Origin of the sequence: Asprobacillus argus, from assembly GCF_032248395.1 — a bacterium.
In the GTDB taxonomy this organism is placed as follows: Bacteria; Bacteroidota; Bacteroidia; order Flavobacteriales; family Flavobacteriaceae; genus Polaribacter; species Polaribacter argus.
Window position 1 is genome coordinate 347,563 of record NZ_JAVTTO010000004.1, and the last position, 16,625, is coordinate 364,187.

Sequence of the window (16,625 nt, forward strand, 5' to 3'; positions counted from 1 at the left end):
AAATAGCTATGAAAAAGATAACTGCGATCATACCGACCCTTAATGAGGAAGAACGTGTAGAAAATGCTTTAAAATCTGTGGAGTTTGCAGATGAGATTATTGTCATCGATTCGTTTAGCACAGATAATACGGTAAGTATTGTTGAAAAAACAAAAGCCCGACTTTTACAACGAAAATTTGACGATTTTTCAAATCAGAAGAACTATGCGATCGATCATGCTAGTCATGACTGGATTGTATGGTTAGATGCGGATGAAGTTGTAAATGAAGCGCTTCGAAATGAAATCATTGATAGTGTCGAAAATCCTGGAGATCATGTAGGTTTTTATGTGTACAGAACGTTTTTCTTTAAGGAAAAAGCTTTGAGATATAGTGGTACACAGAATGATAAGATTGTTAGACTTTTCAATAAAAAGTATTGCAGGTACGAAGGTAAAGTTCATGAGAAGATAAAGACACAAGGAAAATTAGGAATTCTAGAGCATAGGATATTACATTATTCCTATATTGGATTTGACCGATATATTGCAAAGTTGAATCTCCATTCTACCTTGAAATCAGAAGAATTGTTCGAAGGAGGATTAATTATTACTCCATTTCATTTGATCATAAAACCTTTGGCCCGATTTATAAAACATTATTTTATTAAATTAGGCTTTTTAGATGGCTTTAGAGGGTTTGTTTTATCGTATGCATTATCATATGGCGTATTGGTAAGATATATAAAGCTCTGGGCCTTAAAACAAAAGAAAAGAAAAGAATGACAAAAAAGCCATCAAATACAGATGTTTCAATAATCATTGTAAACTATAAAAGTTGGCGTCATTTAAAAAATTGTTTAGAAGCATTTAAGACGATTCAGTCTGAGGTTTTTTCGTTTGAAATAATTGTTGTAGATAATCATTCTAATGATGGAATGTTAGATACATTTAGCTTAGCGTTTCCCAATGTTAATTTCAAAGTAAATATTGGAAACAATGGTTTTGCCAATGGATGTAATTTTGGAGCAAAACATGCACAAGGAGAATACCTGTTTTTCTTAAACCCAGACACCATTGCCAATGAAGATGCTATACATAAACTATTGGATTTTGCTAGGTTACATCATACAGTTGGCATAGTTTCATGTCATCAGAAGAATCATAACGGAAGCTATGAGAAAACAGAACGACTATTTCCAAGTTTGTTTACATTGTTTGGGTTGACTAGAGCAATTTATAAAAAAGGCAATCAGCAAAAAATTCAGAAACAATATGATAAGCATGCATCCATGATATACCCAGATTGGGTTTCGGGGTCTGTTGTTTTTATGAGCCGTAAATGGTTTGATCAGATCCAAGGTTGGAATGAAGATTATTGGATGTATTATGAAGACGTGGATATCTGTAAAAGAGTACAAGAAGCAAATGGAAAAATAGCATTGTTACAGGATGTAGAAATTATTCACAATCATGGTGGAGCCTCCAGAATTAATGTAAAGACAGCTTCTATCACAAAGACAGAAGTATTAATATCAAAGCATGTTTATATAAACAATCATTTTAAAGGTATAGATCGATTTTTGAGTCAATTATTATTGGTCTTAAGCAACATTATATTTAAAACTGTTTTAGGGATCGTTGGACTCATTTTCTTTTTTATCCCTAAATTGCGCCTTATTCTCAACATATATCTAAAATTGGTAAAGTATTATATAAAAGCTTTGTTTAAAGGAACTTGGTTGAGTAAGAGGAGTTTGAATTATTGATATCGTATACATGGGCACAAAAAAGGATGCATATTATATGAATGTAAGGCCAGAAATGATGGCTTTCATTCCTAAATCAGCAAAACATATTTTAGAAATTGGTTGTGGAGAGGGTAATTTTTCCGCACAGCTTGCTAATGAACAGAATGAAACCTGGGCCGTGGAACCTTATGAGCCTTCTGCAGAAAGAGCAAAAGAAAAATTATTCAAAGTCATTGTTGGTACCATAGATGAAAAATTGGACGAGCTTCCTGATGATTATTTTGATGTCATTATTATGAATGATGTGATTGAGCATTTACTAGAGCCATGGGATGATATTGTAAAACTAAAGTCTAAACTTAAAAAAGACGGAGTACTAGTAACTTCTATTCCTAATGTTAGATATGCAAAGAATCTTTTTAAAATGATCTTTAAAAGAGATTGGAAGTATACAGATGATCTTATTTTAGATAGAACTCACTTTCGATTCTTTACAAAGAAAAGCATTAAAAGAATGTACGAGGAATGTGGGTATTCTATTCAAAAGATGAAGGGAATTAATGCGACAAAATCATTGTTCTATTTCCCTTTTGCGGTGCTTTTCAATATCCTTTTTTTAGGTTCTCAGTTAGACATGTTTTACATGCAATATGCTACAGTTACAAAGAAAGATTCTTAGTTTTTAATGTTTTTCGATACAGAAATAAAGAATGCAATAGCTCAGTTAAGTAATGGCGGAGTGATCTTGTATCCAACGGATACCGTGTGGGGTCTTGGTTGTGATGCCACAAATCCCGATGCTGTACAAAAGATCTATGCACTCAAGAATAGAGAAGAGAGTAAGAGCCTCGTTATTTTGGTAAGCTCTTTAGATATGTTGAAAAGCTATATTCGAGAAATACCTGAAAAAGCAATAGAACTCATTAAAAACGGTCAAAAACCAACAACCATCATTTACCAGAATCCTTCTGGTTTAGCAGGTAATACAGTTGCCATTGATAATTCTATTGCTATTCGAATTCCGAAACATATATTTTGTACAAAATTGATTGAAGAATTTGGCAAACCAATTGTTTCTACATCGGCAAATCTGAGCAGCTATGGCACACCAACTTCTTTTTCCGAAATTGATGCATCTATTTTGGAAGGCGCAGATTATATAGTAAATTTGGAGCGTGAAAAAATCACAGATAAATCGTCGACCATTGTACGTATACATGGAGACGATGTAGAAGTGATAAGAGCTTAATATATGCAGGATCAATATTTAAAAGAAGCTGTAAAGGCAAAGATATTTACCGTAATTTCTGATGCTTCCAAACAATTACAAATCAAGAGTTATGTAATTGGAGGTTTTGTGCGTGACTTTTTGTTACAAAGAGGAACGGCCAAGGATATTGATGTAGTTGCTGTCGGAAGCGGTATAGAATTGGCTAAAAAAGTAGCATCATTGCTTCCAAATAAACCGAAAGTGCAAGTTTTTAAGACGTATGGAACGGCCATGCTGCGATACAAAGATTTGGAAATTGAGTTTGTGGGTGCAAGAAAAGAATCGTATTCTGAAGACAGTAGAAATCCTGAAGTAACAGTGGGAACACTCGAAGATGACCAGAACAGAAGAGATTTCACCATTAATGCATTGGCGATAAGTTTGAATGCCGATGATTTTGGTCTATTATTAGATCCGTTTAATGGAGTACAGGATTTGAACAATAAGATCATAAGAACACCTTTGGACCCTGATATAACCTATTCCGATGATCCTTTACGTATGATGCGAGCCATTCGTTTTGCATCCCAACTACATTTTCAAATTGAGGCAAATTCGTTGGAAGCCATTGCCAAGAATGCAGATAGGTTAAAGATTATCACCAGAGAACGTATTGTAGATGAGTTAAACAAGATCATGCTATCCAAGGTGCCTTCTGTAGGGTTCTTGCTACTGGAGAAAACAAAATTATTACCACAAATACTTCCAGAGTTAATGGCTTTAAAAGGAGTAGAGGAGGTAGAAGGGCAAAAACATAAAGACAACTTTTACCATACGTTAGAAGTGGTCGATAATATTTCCGAGAATACGGAGGATCTATGGCTGAGATGGGCGGCGTTATTGCACGATATAGGAAAGGCTCCTACCAAGAAATTTGACAAAAAAGTAGGTTGGACGTTTCATGCCCATGAGTTTGTGGGTGCTAAGATGGTATTCAAATTATTTAAACGTTTAAAAATGCCGCTGAACAACAAAATGAAATTTGTTCAGAAAATGGTGCTGTTAAGTTCTAGACCTATTGTTTTAGCTACTGATGTTACGGATGCAGCCGTAAGACGTTTGGTATTTGATACGGGTGATGATATTGATAGTTTAATGACGTTATGCGAAGCCGATATTACCACAAAAAACCCTAAGAAATTTAAAAGATACCATCAGAATTTTCAACGGGTACGTGAAAAGATCAAGGAAGTGGAAGAGCGAGATAGAGTTCGTAATTTTCAACCTCCCGTAAGTGGAGAAGAAATTATGAAGACATTCAATCTGAAACCATGTAGGGAAATTGGCCAAATCAAGGAAGCGATTAAAAATGCCATTTTAGATGGGGAAATTCCGAATGAATACGAAGCTTCGTTTGAATTTATGCTAAAAAAAGGAGAATCGTTAGGATTAAAACAAATCTAGAAGGGATGAATCATAACCTTGTTACATGGCATGACATTGTCGCTACAAAAAACGTAGTGCTGCTCAAAGAGATATTGGCAGAGGATGTTATTTTTCATTCACCTGTGGTTCATTCGCCTCAGAAGGGAAAGAAAATGACCTATCTATATTTATCGGCAGCTCTACAGGTATTTTTATCTGAAGAGTTTGTGTATACTCGAGAGGTGGTCAACGAAACTGAAACCTTTTTAGAATTTGAAGTTATTATCGATGGAATTACTATCAATGGTATTGACCTGATTACCTGGGATAAAGAAGGGAAAATTATTGACTTTAAAGTAATGATTAGGCCATTAAAGGCGATGAACCTAATTCATCAAAAAATGGGCGAAATACTAGCTGAGTATCAAAAAAGAGAGTCTACGCACTGAACAAGGTATCCAATTTTTTTGAACAGTTTTCCCATGAGTAGGGTAGTGCAGTTGCTCTTACATCAATATCTTTAGTGTCAGCCTCATCAATAAGGGTCATTACTTCTTTATAAGAAGCATCTATATCGAATAAGAAACCATTTTTACCATGGTCTATGATATCAGGACAAAATCCAGTTTTAGAAGCAATAGGAAAACAATTAGACAACATGGCTTCTAATACAGGAACTGGACCACCTTCTAATGTAGAAGGGGAAATAAAGATGTCTATTTTATTGTATAAATCTGGGTACTTTTCGTACTCTTCATTATCAAAATAGGTGAAGTTTGGTAATGCGATAAGTTCTTCATATTTTTCATACTGATCCCAGTACCTTCCTATCATATAGAAATGTCTGTCGGGCATATGTTTCACCAGGTTAAAAACCATCTCAGGGTTCTTACGATCACCAAAAGCACTACAGAATCCTACAGAACCTGTCTTACGGTCATGAGGATAAAAGAAGTCAGGATTGGAAGCAATATGTATCAACTCCGTTTTATCAGCTTGTAATCCCGCTGCAATCAGCTCTTTTTGAACATTAGAGTTGAGACAAATGACTTTGTCGGCTTTATTTAAACACCAGATCACATGCGTCTTAGAAAAAGAAAATGACCAATGCGGGTGTGTAAACATCACAATGTTCTTTTTATTTAAGATTTGAGGGTTGTGACGCATCGCCCTGTAGAAATATTGATGAAATACAAAGAAATAACCATCAGAATCTGGTAAGTCACGTAAACGATCATGAAAATACGGTGCGGCATCTAATCCAGAAAAGGTTGCCAAACGTCGAACCTTAGCTCCAAAGATCCAATCTTTGTCGGCCTCTCGAGCTACATAGGTAATCGACGATACATCTGAAATCTCGTCTTTCTTTAAAAATTTTGCTCGCAAGATGGCGAACAAATATTTCCATTTATATAAAAGATTAAATATGAGCTGTTCTTTAAACATTAGGCTAAAGATTGCATGGTCACGAGCTTAAAGTATTCCCCTTTTTTAGCAAGTAACTCTTCATGTTTTCCTTGTTCTACAATTTCACCTTTCTTCAATACCACAATGTTATCTGCATTTTGAATGGTAGAAAGTCTATGTGCAATTACTAAAGACGTTCTGTTCTCCATCATGTTTTCCAAAGCAACTTGAACGATTTGTTCAGATTCAGTATCTAATGCAGACATGGCTTCATCCAAGATCATAATCGGAGGATTCTTTAAAACCGCTCGAGCAATTGATAAACGCTGTTTCTGTCCACCAGATAATTTGTTTCCACTATCTCCAATATTGGTGTCATATTGTTTGGGAAGGTCTTTTACAAATTCATGAGCATGAGCAATCTCAGAAGCTTTTTTTATTTCTTCGATGGTAGCATCTTGTTTCCCTAATTTGATATTTTCAGCTACAGAAGCATTGAATAGGATAGAGTCTTGTGCTACAATTCCCATCAACCCTAAGAGTGATTTTTTAGAAATATTTTTGACATTTTTACCATCAATAGTGATACTTCCTTCATTCACATCATAAAAGCGTGTGACTAGATTCGCTAAAGTCGATTTTCCACTTCCTGACTGTCCCACCAGAGCAACTGTTTTTCCTTTAGGAACCTTCAATGAAAAATCTTTTAAAACATAATCATCTTCGTACTTGAAAGAGATGTTTTTAAATTCTATTTCCGAATTGAAATTGGTTTTCTCAATGGCGTTTGGGCTGTCTTTTAAAGGATCTTCCGTTTCTAAAATCTCTAAAATTCTTTCAGCTGCTGCATTCCCTTTTTTGATGGTAAAACTCGCTTTAGAAATAGATTTGGCAGGAGTGATGATATTATATGCTAGAGCTATGTAAGCAATAAAAGATTCACCTGTCATTGCTTCTTCAACGAGTACTAACGATCCTCCGTACCATATTAAAACACAGATAACAGCGATTCCTAATATTTCACTTACAGGACCCGCTAGTTGTGTTCTAATCAAAAGTTTGTTTGATAGCTTTTCAAATCTTGAAGTAGAACGGCCAAAGACACTTTTAAATACTTTTTCAGCATTAAAACCTTTGATTACTCGTAAGCCAGACAATGTTTCTTCTAGAAGAGATAGAAATACTCCTTGCTCTTTTTGAACCTTGTCTGAAGTCTTTTTTAGATTCTTACCAATCACATTGATTAAGAATCCTGCTACGGGTAAGAAAACAAAAACAAATATGGTCAACTTTACACTTAAGATTAGCATGATTCCAATGGTAACGATAATCATCAATGGATCTCTGAAGATCAATTCCAAAATGGATAAAAAGGAATAATGCACCTCAAGCACATCAGAGCCTATACGAGCCATGATGTCTCCTTTTCTTTTTTCAGTAAAGTAAGATACAGGGAGAGAAACAGTCTTGGCGTACATATCATTACGAATGTCTTTTAGAACTCCATTCTTTAGAAAAGTGATGAAGTAAAACCCTAGATAACTAAACAGGTTTTTTAGAATAAAAACAGTAATGATTAATAGAACAACGGCAATTAAAATATCTCCTTTGTCATCACCTACCATTTTATATACCGAATAGCTAAAGTATTCATTGAAGTAGTTGTCTAGTTCTTCAATACCTTGATAGGTTGGTTTTATTTTTGTAATCGCTCGTTCTTTATCGAAAATAATTTTTAGAAAGGGCATCAATACTACAAATGACAATGCAGAAAAGATGGCATAAAAAATATTAAAGAATATATTTAAAAAGGCAAACCTCTTATAGGGTAGGGCGTAGCGCAGTATTTTTTTAAAATATACCATTTATAGTTGCATCTCTTTTATAATACGTTGAATCTTAGCATCCAGTTCTTGCTCGACCTGGATAGCTTTACTTGCATTGTCTAATCCCGCTTTTACGCTAAAATAGAATTTTATTTTTGGTTCGGTACCGCTTGGTCTTGCTGCAACCTTGGTTCCGTCCTGAGTATGATAGATCAACACATTGGATTTTGGAATGTCCATAATTGCTTCTTCACCTGTAATCAGATTTTTTTGAATAGACGACTGATAATCGCACACGAATGTTACTTTAGAACCATCAATTTCTTGTAAAGGATTACTCCTTAGATCTACCATTATTTGTTTGATTTGAGCGGCTCCTTCCATTCCTTTCTTTACAATAGCGATCAAATGCTCCTTGTAAAAAGAGTGCTTTGTATAGAGTTCAATTAGGTTTTGGTAAAAAGAACTGCCATTTGCTTTCGCATCTGCGGCAATTTCACAGGCAAGTAATGCTGAAGTAACAGCATCTTTATCTCGCACAAAATCACCTACCATATATCCAAAACTTTCTTCTCCGCCTCCTATAAAATCGAGCTCAGGAAAATCTTTGATCATTTTAGCGATCCATTTAAATCCTGTCAATCCTATTTTGGTTTCTACACCATAGCCTGCTGCAATGTCATTCACCAGATTTGTAGAAACAATGGTTGAACCAATAAATTGGTTACCGTTAATCTTTCCGTCATGCTTCCATTGCTTGATCAAGAAATCGGTCATTAAACTCATGGCCTGGTTTCCATTCAATAATTGCATATTACCGGAGGTGTTACGAACGGCAATACCAATTCGGTCACTATCAGGATCCGTCCCTAAAACGATATCTGCACCGATCTCTTCTGCCAATTTCATTGCCATTTCCAGAGCCTCTGGCTCTTCAGGGTTTGGCGATTTCACTGTTGGGAAATCTCCATCTGGAGCTTCTTGCTCTTTAACAATATGTACTTGGGTATACCCAGCCCTTTTCAGTACTTCTGGAATCAACTTAATAGAAGTTCCATGCAATGAGGTAAATACAATTTTTAGATCTGTACGTCCTTTAACATCAAAGGTTCCGCTTTGTAATGAGGCATTCCAAAAAGTTTCGTCGATCTCAGCACCTACATAAGAGATAAGCTCTTCATTTGCATTGAAATTGATATCTGAATATGCCAGGTCATTTACAATATCTATAATCCCTTTATCTTGTGGAGGAACAATCTGTCCACCATCAGTCCAATATACTTTGTATCCGTTATATTCTGGCGGATTGTGAGAAGCCGTCAATACAATTCCAGCATGACAATCCAATTCATTTACTGCAAAGGATAATTCTGGGGTAGGGCGTAGCTCTTCAAAAACATACACCTGAATATTGTTTGCAGATAATACATCTGCTACTAATTTTGAAAAGGTATCGCTATTGTGTCTACAATCATAGGCAATAGCTACTTTAATATCTTGATTCGGATATGCTTTGTGCAGGTAATTGCTCAATCCCTGCGTGGCTTTCCCTAAAGTATATTTATTAATACGATTGGTTCCAGCACCCATAATACCACGCATTCCGCCAGTTCCGAATTCTAAATCTTTATAAAATCGATCCGCCAAATCTTCTGATTGGCTGTCTACTAATTGTTGTATTTCTTGTTGAGTTTCGGTGTCAAACGTATCCGAAAGCCAAACTTTTGCTTTGTCTAAAATTTCTTTCATTGCTTAAAAAAAGTCTACAAATTTACGGATTTAGAAATTGAGTTTCTCTTTAATAGCGTAATGCTTTTCCTTATTTCTTGATTTGATCAACAGCTCTCCGATAAAGCCGGCCAAAAATAACTGTGTCCCTAGAACCATGCATGTCAAAGCAATATAGAACCAAGGATTGTCGGTTATTAAAATTGTTTTTAACCCTGCCGATAACTTATACAGCTTCATGGCACCAATGTATGCTGCGGATAAGAATCCGAAGACAAACATAAGGGTACCCCAAAGACCAAAGATGTGCATGGGCCTTTTACCAAATTTTGATAAAAAAGAAATGGTGATCAAATCGAGAAAACCATTTACAAAACGGTTCATTCCAAATTTAGTTTCGCCATATTTTCGTGCTTGATGTTGTACTACTTTTTCTCCAATATTAGTAAAGCCTTCATTCTTTGCTAACACTGGAATGTAGCGATGCATCTCGCCGCTTACTTTGACGCTTTTTACCACGGCATTCTTATAAGCTTTCAATCCGCAGTTAAAATCATGTAGTTTTAATCCCGATGTTTTTCTTGCTGCCCAGTTGAATAGTTTTGAAGGTAAATTTTTAGCAATTACGCTATCATATCTTTTCTTTTTCCAACCAGAAACAAGGTCGAAATTTTCCTCGGTAATCAATTGGTATAATGCTGGAATTTCATCAGGAGAATCCTGAAGATCTGCATCCATTGTAATTACCACGCGCCCTTGTGCTAACTCAAACCCTGCGTCTAGGGCTTGAGATTTTCCATAGTTTTTTTGAAAGCGAATTCCTTTTACTGATGTATGTTTACCACTTAATTCCTCAATAATTTTCCAGGAATTGTCTGTACTTCCATCATCAATAAAAATAATTTCATATAAAAATTGATTGGACTGCATCACAGATGCAATCCAATCATATAATTCTGGTAACGATTCTTCTTCGTTCAATAAAGGTATTACTACCGATATGTTCATATGTCATTTATTTAGTGTGTAAAGATACTCAATATCTTAACACATCAAAAGCGAATCTAGTATTGTTCATCCTCAGATCTTTTCATTACGGCACCTGCTATGGCTGATACAATAAAGCTTAAGAATGCGAAAAATACGATCCCTACTGCATCACCTAAAATAGTTCCTTGGAATGCAGCTTGAGTTTCTAATTGTGAGTCTATAACATCTTGAGATAAATCAGCCTCTTCTAAAGCTTGTCTTTGAATTTCTGTAACTTGGTTATAAAAATCAGGTTCAATTAAACCAGTGAAAATATGATTATAAATAATGCTAATTAAGGTTCCAAGTATAACCACACCGATACCGATTTTCACGGCTTGCCCCCAAGACAAAAGTCCTCCATTATTCTTTCTGAATTTGGAAATACTTAAAATAGGGAATACGATTAGTAATAGACCTATTACAACTAGATTTATGATACCTCCAGTAGTCGTTAAATGCATATTCAGTGCGTACATAATGACACTAAAGAGTATTGCTACAATCCCATAATATAATCCATAATTAAGAATTACACTTTTACTTGATGCTTGGTTTTCCATCTTTTTAAAATTTAGTTAGTTATTTATACAAATATATTCATTTCATTTTTAGCACTTTACTGCGATTACAGTTTTCTAGTGCCATAAAAACAATTAATTAGTATTCAAACCATTAGAAATGTTACAGAAAAATTGATAAAATTTTAATTGCCAAAATAAAAATAGGTTGTAAATTTGCAGCGGCAAGTCCTACACAACCAGCTCCCTTTGAATCCCCCAGGGCGGGAACGCAGCAAGGGTATTAGGTCGTAGCGGTGTGATGTAGGTAGCTTGCCATTTTTTGTACCCGATATTTTCGTATCACTTCGTTGCTTTCAATTTCTTTTATCATATTTGTACATCTAAATCAAACACTGCATGTCTAAAGTAGTTTTAATCACAGGTGCGTCTTCTGGAATAGGAAGGTCTATTGGCGAGTTTCTTACCCAAAAAGGATACACGGTATATGGTACTAGTAGAAATCCAAAGAATCAGGATTCTTATCCTTTTGAACTGATCGCTTTGGATGTAACGAATACAGAAACCATAAAAAAAGCAGTTACGCATATTGTAGCGAAAGCGGGTCGATTAGATGTGTTGGTCAACAATGCAGGAATGGGTATTACAGGACCAATAGAAGATACTCCTACGGATGAAATGCGAAAAGTATTTGATACCAATTTCTTTGGAGCTATCGATGTGATGAAGGGAGTGCTACCACAAATGCGTAAGCAGCAATCTGGGCTGATCATTAATGTAACTTCTATAGCTGGCTATATGGGATTGCCTTTTAGAGGAGTGTATTCTGCTACGAAAGGCGCTTTTGAATTGATTACAGAGGCAGCGCGTATGGAAGTAAAAGAATTCGGAATTCATATGACAAATATTGCTCCAGGTGACTTTGCTACGAATATTGCCGCAGGGAGATATCACACACCAGTATTTGAAGATTCGGCTTATAAACGAAAGTATCAAGAGAATTTAGATCTCATGGATGCCCATGTCGATGGCGGAATGGATCCACAACAAATGGCAAAGAAAGTGTATCAAATCATAAAAACAAAGAACCCAAAAGTTCACTATAAAGTGGGAGGGTTTATGGAGAAATTCTCGATTGTACTCAAACGTATCTTACCAGATAAAGTGTATGAACGATTGTTAATGAACCATTATAAGTTGTAACAACCTATAGTTTTATCCAACCACTACTAGGAACTTTAACTTCCGAAACAGCTAGTTCAACAGCGTGCTTAGCGAGCAACCGGGTAGAGTCTAAAATAGGAAGTGATGAGTTTTCTGCATGTATAATTAACGGAATTTCAGTGCATCCGAGAATGACACATTCAGCCCCTTCTTTTTTTAAATCATCAATGGCTTCTATAAACAGCTCTGTTGTTTTTTTATGTATGATTCCTTGACAGAGTTCATCAAAGATCGCATTATTGATTTTTACCTTAACGGACTCCTTGGGTGTTAACACAGAAAGGCCCCTGTTGTTAAGAATGTTTCGGTATACAGTACCATCCATGGTCCATTTTGTGCCTAAAAGCCCTACTTTTTTCCAGTCTTGAGTAATTATTTCATGACATACAACATCGGCAATATGAAGTCCAGGAATGGGAAGTTTAGAGACAATTTCTTCCAAAACAATATGAGCGGTATTATCTGGACAGATAAAAAAATCTGCCCCTCCTTTTGAAACTTGAAGTACTCCATCGTACAAATGCTTAGCCACTCCAGCATAATTATCGGATTCCCAGGCCTCCATACTAAGCCCCATGGGGATAGCACTTAACATAATATTGGGATGCATATGAGGCCCCATTATAGTGGCACCTTCTCTGCAGGCTGTTATAAAGCATAAGGAACCTCCTTCGTAACTATGTGCGCAAATGCCTATATTTTTTATCTCTTTCATTGTTCTAATTTAAGTATGCATGTTGTTGCGTTTCTACTTTTTTAACTCGTGCCATCCAGATATGGCATCCATTCCGTAGCGTGTTAAGAGGGTCTTCTTTCTTTTGAATTTAATTTCTATCAAAGCAGCAACATTTTTCTTTCCATTTTCCCATACTAGTTTTGAGTCAATCAAGCCCTTTAGTTTTTCAATTTCTAACATACTTGATGTAACATTCGTAGCATTTTCATAGCTTAATAAACACGATCTTCCGTTCGTATAAACAATGATTTGAAGTTTAAGAGTCCCTCTTATTTTTTTACGCGTGTTTTCTGAAATATTTTCTGTTAAGAATGTGGTCAGCTCTTCAGTGTGTAGCTTAGCAGTTTTGTGTTTACTTTCTAAAGCAAATTGTTCTGTATCACAACCTTCTAATTTGATTTTATAAATGTTCTGTGAATAAGAGTTCAAAACACAACAACAAATGGTTAAGAGGAATAGAAGTTTTTTAATCATAATGTGTAAATGGTACTAATCGGTTCGTTTTATTTACTTCTTTTCTTCACGCAAAATTTTCTCCATTTTACGACCTCTTGCCAATTCATCGATCAGTTTTTCCATTTGTCTACATCGTTTATACAGCTCGAATTCATCTTCTATTTCCTCAATGCGATACCCGCAAACGACTCCTTTAATCATGTGTGCGTTTGGATGTATGGTCGCTTTTTGAAAAAATGTTCCGAACGTTACCTTTTCATTCATCAATGCTTGCAACGTATCTTGATCATAACCGGTAAACCATGTAATTACCTGGTCGAGTTCTTCTTTTGTTCTACCATTTTTCTCCAACCTGTTCAGATAATGTGGATAGATGGATGCAAATATCATATTCGCAACTTGTTCATTTTTTTTTTCTGTGACTTGCATTTTTAGTTGATTTTGACTTGATTGACACTAACGGTTTTCGCTATCCTTACGGATATTTGGATAACTAATTTACTAAATACAAACGAAACCTGTCCGTCAACGAACAGATTTTAGTTAGTATTTGGCAATTGTTTTTTTAAAATTTAAGGATGGAAGCTTCTTAAAAGTTCAACATTATTTCATCAAACTCTTCAAATCTTCTGTTGCATACTTTCTTAAATTGGTTTTTTCACTGGCACTCAGGTCTTCATCTAATTCAGATAATGATAAAGCTTGACGATAGAAACGCTTTGCTTGTTCATTCAATGTTCTTTTCATGGAGTAGTTGGCCATGTAATAGTTGATCCTCGCAGATTCCGGATAGCTATCATACGCCAATTCATACAATCGTAAACGATATTGATAATCTTCGTCTTTTTTCCAGGCCAACCAGTTTCGGTAATCCGTGTAGAATTCCTTTGAGAAAGGTTGTGTATTTCCGTCTGACTTTAGCTGTTGATATATATTTTCGATCGCAGCAAAGCCTTCCTTTCTAAAAATATCTTTAAGGATCGCCATGTTTGGCGGAGCAGGTAAACGGGGCAGGGCGAAGGTAGTATCAATATGATCTCTGGATGCTATAAAAGTAGCATCAAACAGATCTCCTTGTGTTCCTTTTATCTTTTGATTTAGAAATCTTAATACCAATTCATTCGCTGCTTCAAACCCTTTTTGGGTATTCCCTGAGTGCTTTCCAATAATGTCTGGAATGAATGCATCAAACATCCCATAATTCAGCATAGCAAACTCCGACATCTTGGAGAAGTGTGCGTAATATTGATCCGCATACTTTAAATGTGATGCGTATTTTGGGTCTATGGATGGATGTGGTGAGTAAATGAATAAGATCGGTACCTGGATATTCTGGGGTTGATAGAATGCTGATCCGTTTAAAAGTCTTTGCTCAAAAGCGCTTATGAACCCTCCTTCCAGACTGATCAATGCCTTGAATTTTTCATTCCTTGATATTGCAGCCGCTCCTACGGAGCTAGAAATCGCATTGGCAAGTATAGCAACCTGGTCCATATCCGCATTTGACTCCTCAGCGATCTTTCCTAGTACAAACTCCAGATCATCGACTGCTACTTCTAAGCCTATGGTGGAGATTTCCATTCCAGAAGAAAACCTGCCTTTAGGTGCAAAAGCAACCGTGATGTATCCGTGACTTGCTAAAAACTCACAGGTAATGTTTTGATACGCCGGACTACTTCCATTTGGATACAGGACCACAGGATATTTTCCCTTTGCGGCAGTAGCATTCAAACGCCCAGGAACATGCAGATCTAGAAGTTGGTTTAATTGTGCCGTATTTAATTCGGTCTTATTTTCCGGCTCTTTAATATTTCTCAGCTTTCGCGTCTGCGTGATAAATATTTGCCTTGCGAAGTTTTTTTGTTTTTCGGACTCACCAAAATTGGTCTGTCTACCCATGAGATCAATGTAATCCACATATTTTAGCGGAGTACCAGAACCTGCTTGTGCGGGATACCATATATTGATCTGATATTGGCGACCTTCACCGGAGGTATGTTCCGGGTATAAGTTTCCATCCCAATCTGAAAAAGGAACGGCATTTTTGGCGTCGTCATATGTAAATAATGCTCGAAACCCAACCGGATATTCGCCCATAGGAAGATTGCCCATGATGGGAAAGTTATTAACTGTATCTTGTTGTTGACATCCTATTAAAACAAATAGGATAAGGATTGCTGTATATCTTTTAGCTGCGGTCATTTTCATATGTATAGTATTAGATTAACATGGGTTAAGCTAAAATAGAAAAAGAGGAGATCAAGGAGGTCTCAATACCAGTTTTCACGTCCCAAAACCTGTAAAAGACTAACTATTTTCAGATTTATATTGATTTGGTGTTTGCCCGGTATAGGATTTGAATACTCGATTAAAGCTGGCTTTAGAATTAAACCCTGCGTCATAAGCCAGACTAAGTATTTTCAGGTGATTATTGTTGGGATCTTTCAATAGTTCTTTTACTTCTTCAACACGATATTCGTTAATGAATTGAAAGAAGTTTTTCCCTAGTTCCTGATTGATGGCATTAGAAATGACCCGTTCAGAAATAGCTGCGGAGACACTAAGGTCAGACAGCGATAACTCCGGGTTTCGGTACAAGGTATCGGATTCAATGATGGAACGTAACTTTTGAATCACTTCAGAATGATCATCATGATGTTGTCCGTTCGTTTCCTCTAAATGGACTATTCGAAATGTTTGCGCCTGTTTAAATCCGCTGATACTTAACCAATAGAGTACTCCCGAATACGTAAGTAACATAAAGGCTCTGGGCTCGGTCCATTCCAGGGGAGCAAATTTCCCGCCTAATAGGACACCTTCAATAACAAAGATCCATATGATGATAAAGGAACCTGCTGTGATGAATATAAACTGATTCACCCAACGAAGATCGATCAACTCGGTATACGAGACTTTATGTAACAGTGAACGCTGGTATGATCTGACCAATCGGAAAGAAAGTATCAGGTAGATCATGACAGAGAGTATAGCGAATGATTCGAACAGTTCAGTGATATGGTGAAGTAACGGCGAATGGTCACTGTAGTCTAAAACTGCATGATAAATGCTATGGAGATAGTTCAATATAATAGGTAAAAAATGCCAGAGGTGCTTTTTTTGAAATGCAGTGACACCTTCTGTTAGTGTCTTTATATAGAAATAGAACGCAGGACCGATCCAATAGGCTAAGGAAAAGGGGAGCCATGAAAGCCACTGGTACGAATTCCAAATTCGAATATCCAGAATAAAAGGCGTAAACGTAAGACACATAGAAATGATGGTCAGGGATAGAAAGCGGTTCGCCCGCCGATTTTCACGTTTCTCAAAGAGCAGA

General features: G+C 36.2%; 17 protein-coding genes and 1 other RNA gene. 8 read left to right on the forward strand and 10 right to left on the reverse strand.

Annotated elements, in window-relative coordinates:
- Nucleotides 1-8: 8 nt before the first annotated feature.
- From RQM59_RS11865 to RQM59_RS11890, 6 genes are read left to right on the forward strand one after another with little or no spacing between them, the layout of a single operon-like run.
- Nucleotides 9-764, forward strand: coding sequence for a glycosyltransferase family 2 protein (locus RQM59_RS11865; protein WP_349242333.1), 756 nt, complete (start codon nt 9-11; stop codon nt 762-764).
- Nucleotides 761-1,747: a glycosyltransferase family 2 protein gene (locus RQM59_RS11870; protein WP_349242334.1), complete on the forward strand. Its 987-nt coding sequence runs from the start codon at nt 761-763 to the stop codon at nt 1,745-1,747. Before RQM59_RS11865 ends, RQM59_RS11870 begins: the two co-directional genes overlap by 4 nt.
- A 10-nt stretch (nt 1,748-1,757) precedes the next feature.
- Nucleotides 1,758-2,408, forward strand: coding sequence for a class I SAM-dependent methyltransferase (locus RQM59_RS11875; RefSeq protein ID WP_349242335.1), 651 nt, complete (start codon nt 1,758-1,760; stop codon nt 2,406-2,408).
- A gap of 6 nt (nt 2,409-2,414) precedes the next feature.
- Nucleotides 2,415-2,978 carry an L-threonylcarbamoyladenylate synthase gene (locus RQM59_RS11880; protein WP_349242336.1) on the forward strand — a complete coding sequence of 188 codons (564 nt, stop codon included), beginning with the start codon at nt 2,415-2,417 and terminating at the stop codon, nt 2,976-2,978.
- A 3-nt stretch (nt 2,979-2,981) separates the two neighbouring features.
- Nucleotides 2,982-4,403: a CCA tRNA nucleotidyltransferase gene (locus tag RQM59_RS11885; protein ID WP_349242337.1), complete on the forward strand. Its 1,422-nt coding sequence runs from the start codon at nt 2,982-2,984 to the stop codon at nt 4,401-4,403.
- Between the two features lie 5 nt (nt 4,404-4,408).
- Entirely contained in the window at nt 4,409-4,813 is a 405-nt protein-coding gene (locus RQM59_RS11890; protein ID WP_349242338.1) for a nuclear transport factor 2 family protein, read from the forward strand.
- Here RQM59_RS11890 and RQM59_RS11895 read toward each other — a convergent pair.
- The 5 genes from RQM59_RS11895 to RQM59_RS11915 are packed head-to-tail and all read right to left on the reverse strand — an operon-like array spanning nt 4,803 to nt 10,917.
- Complete coding sequence (locus RQM59_RS11895; RefSeq protein WP_349242339.1) at nt 4,803-5,810, reverse strand: glycosyltransferase family 4 protein; 1,008 nt, start codon at nt 5,808-5,810, stop codon at nt 4,803-4,805. The genes RQM59_RS11890 and RQM59_RS11895 overlap by 11 nt on opposite strands.
- Nucleotides 5,810-7,636, reverse strand: a complete 1,827-nt coding sequence (locus RQM59_RS11900; protein ID WP_349242340.1) for an ABC transporter ATP-binding protein — start codon at nt 7,634-7,636, stop codon at nt 5,810-5,812. Before RQM59_RS11900 ends, RQM59_RS11895 begins: the two co-directional genes overlap by 1 nt.
- Complete coding sequence (locus RQM59_RS11905; protein WP_349242341.1) at nt 7,637-9,346, reverse strand: phospho-sugar mutase; 1,710 nt, start codon at nt 9,344-9,346, stop codon at nt 7,637-7,639.
- A 30-nt stretch (nt 9,347-9,376) separates the two neighbouring features.
- Nucleotides 9,377-10,333, reverse strand: a complete 957-nt coding sequence (locus tag RQM59_RS11910; protein ID WP_349242342.1) for a glycosyltransferase family 2 protein — start codon at nt 10,331-10,333, stop codon at nt 9,377-9,379.
- A 56-nt stretch (nt 10,334-10,389) separates the two neighbouring features.
- A complete protein-coding gene (locus tag RQM59_RS11915; protein WP_349242343.1) occupies nt 10,390-10,917 on the reverse strand; it encodes a DUF4199 domain-containing protein in 528 nt (175 codons plus the stop codon).
- Nucleotides 10,918-11,097: 180 nt separating this feature from the next.
- On the opposite strand from RQM59_RS11915, the gene ffs reads away from it, so the two are divergent.
- Both ffs and RQM59_RS11925 read left to right on the forward strand, forming a co-directional pair.
- Nucleotides 11,098-11,196: signal recognition particle sRNA small type (ffs, locus tag RQM59_RS11920), an RNA gene on the forward strand.
- Between the two features lie 78 nt (nt 11,197-11,274).
- Nucleotides 11,275-12,078, forward strand: a complete 804-nt coding sequence (locus RQM59_RS11925; RefSeq protein WP_349242344.1) for an SDR family oxidoreductase — start codon at nt 11,275-11,277, stop codon at nt 12,076-12,078.
- A gap of 4 nt (nt 12,079-12,082) precedes the next feature.
- On the opposite strand, the gene RQM59_RS11930 is transcribed toward RQM59_RS11925, so the two are convergent.
- The 5 genes from RQM59_RS11930 to RQM59_RS11950 form a co-directional block, all read right to left on the reverse strand.
- A complete protein-coding gene (locus tag RQM59_RS11930) occupies nt 12,083-12,814 on the reverse strand; it encodes an aspartate/glutamate racemase family protein (RefSeq protein ID WP_349242345.1) in 732 nt (243 codons plus the stop codon).
- 33 nt (nt 12,815-12,847) lie between these two features.
- Nucleotides 12,848-13,309 (reverse strand): hypothetical protein, encoded by a 462-nt coding sequence (locus RQM59_RS11935; RefSeq protein ID WP_349242346.1) that lies wholly within the window; start codon nt 13,307-13,309, stop codon nt 12,848-12,850.
- 33 nt (nt 13,310-13,342) lie between these two features.
- Entirely contained in the window at nt 13,343-13,720 is a 378-nt protein-coding gene (locus RQM59_RS11940) for a DUF2200 domain-containing protein (RefSeq protein ID WP_349242347.1), read from the reverse strand.
- A 174-nt stretch (nt 13,721-13,894) separates the two neighbouring features.
- The gene (locus tag RQM59_RS11945) at nt 13,895-15,499 is read right to left on the reverse strand and encodes an alpha/beta hydrolase family protein (protein ID WP_349242348.1); all 1,605 of its coding nucleotides are present in this window, start codon (nt 15,497-15,499) and stop codon (nt 13,895-13,897) included.
- Between the two features lie 99 nt (nt 15,500-15,598).
- On the reverse strand, nt 15,599-16,561 hold the full coding sequence (locus tag RQM59_RS11950; protein ID WP_349242349.1) for a helix-turn-helix domain-containing protein: 963 nt from the start codon (nt 16,559-16,561) through the stop codon (nt 15,599-15,601).
- Nucleotides 16,562-16,625 lie beyond the last annotated feature (64 nt).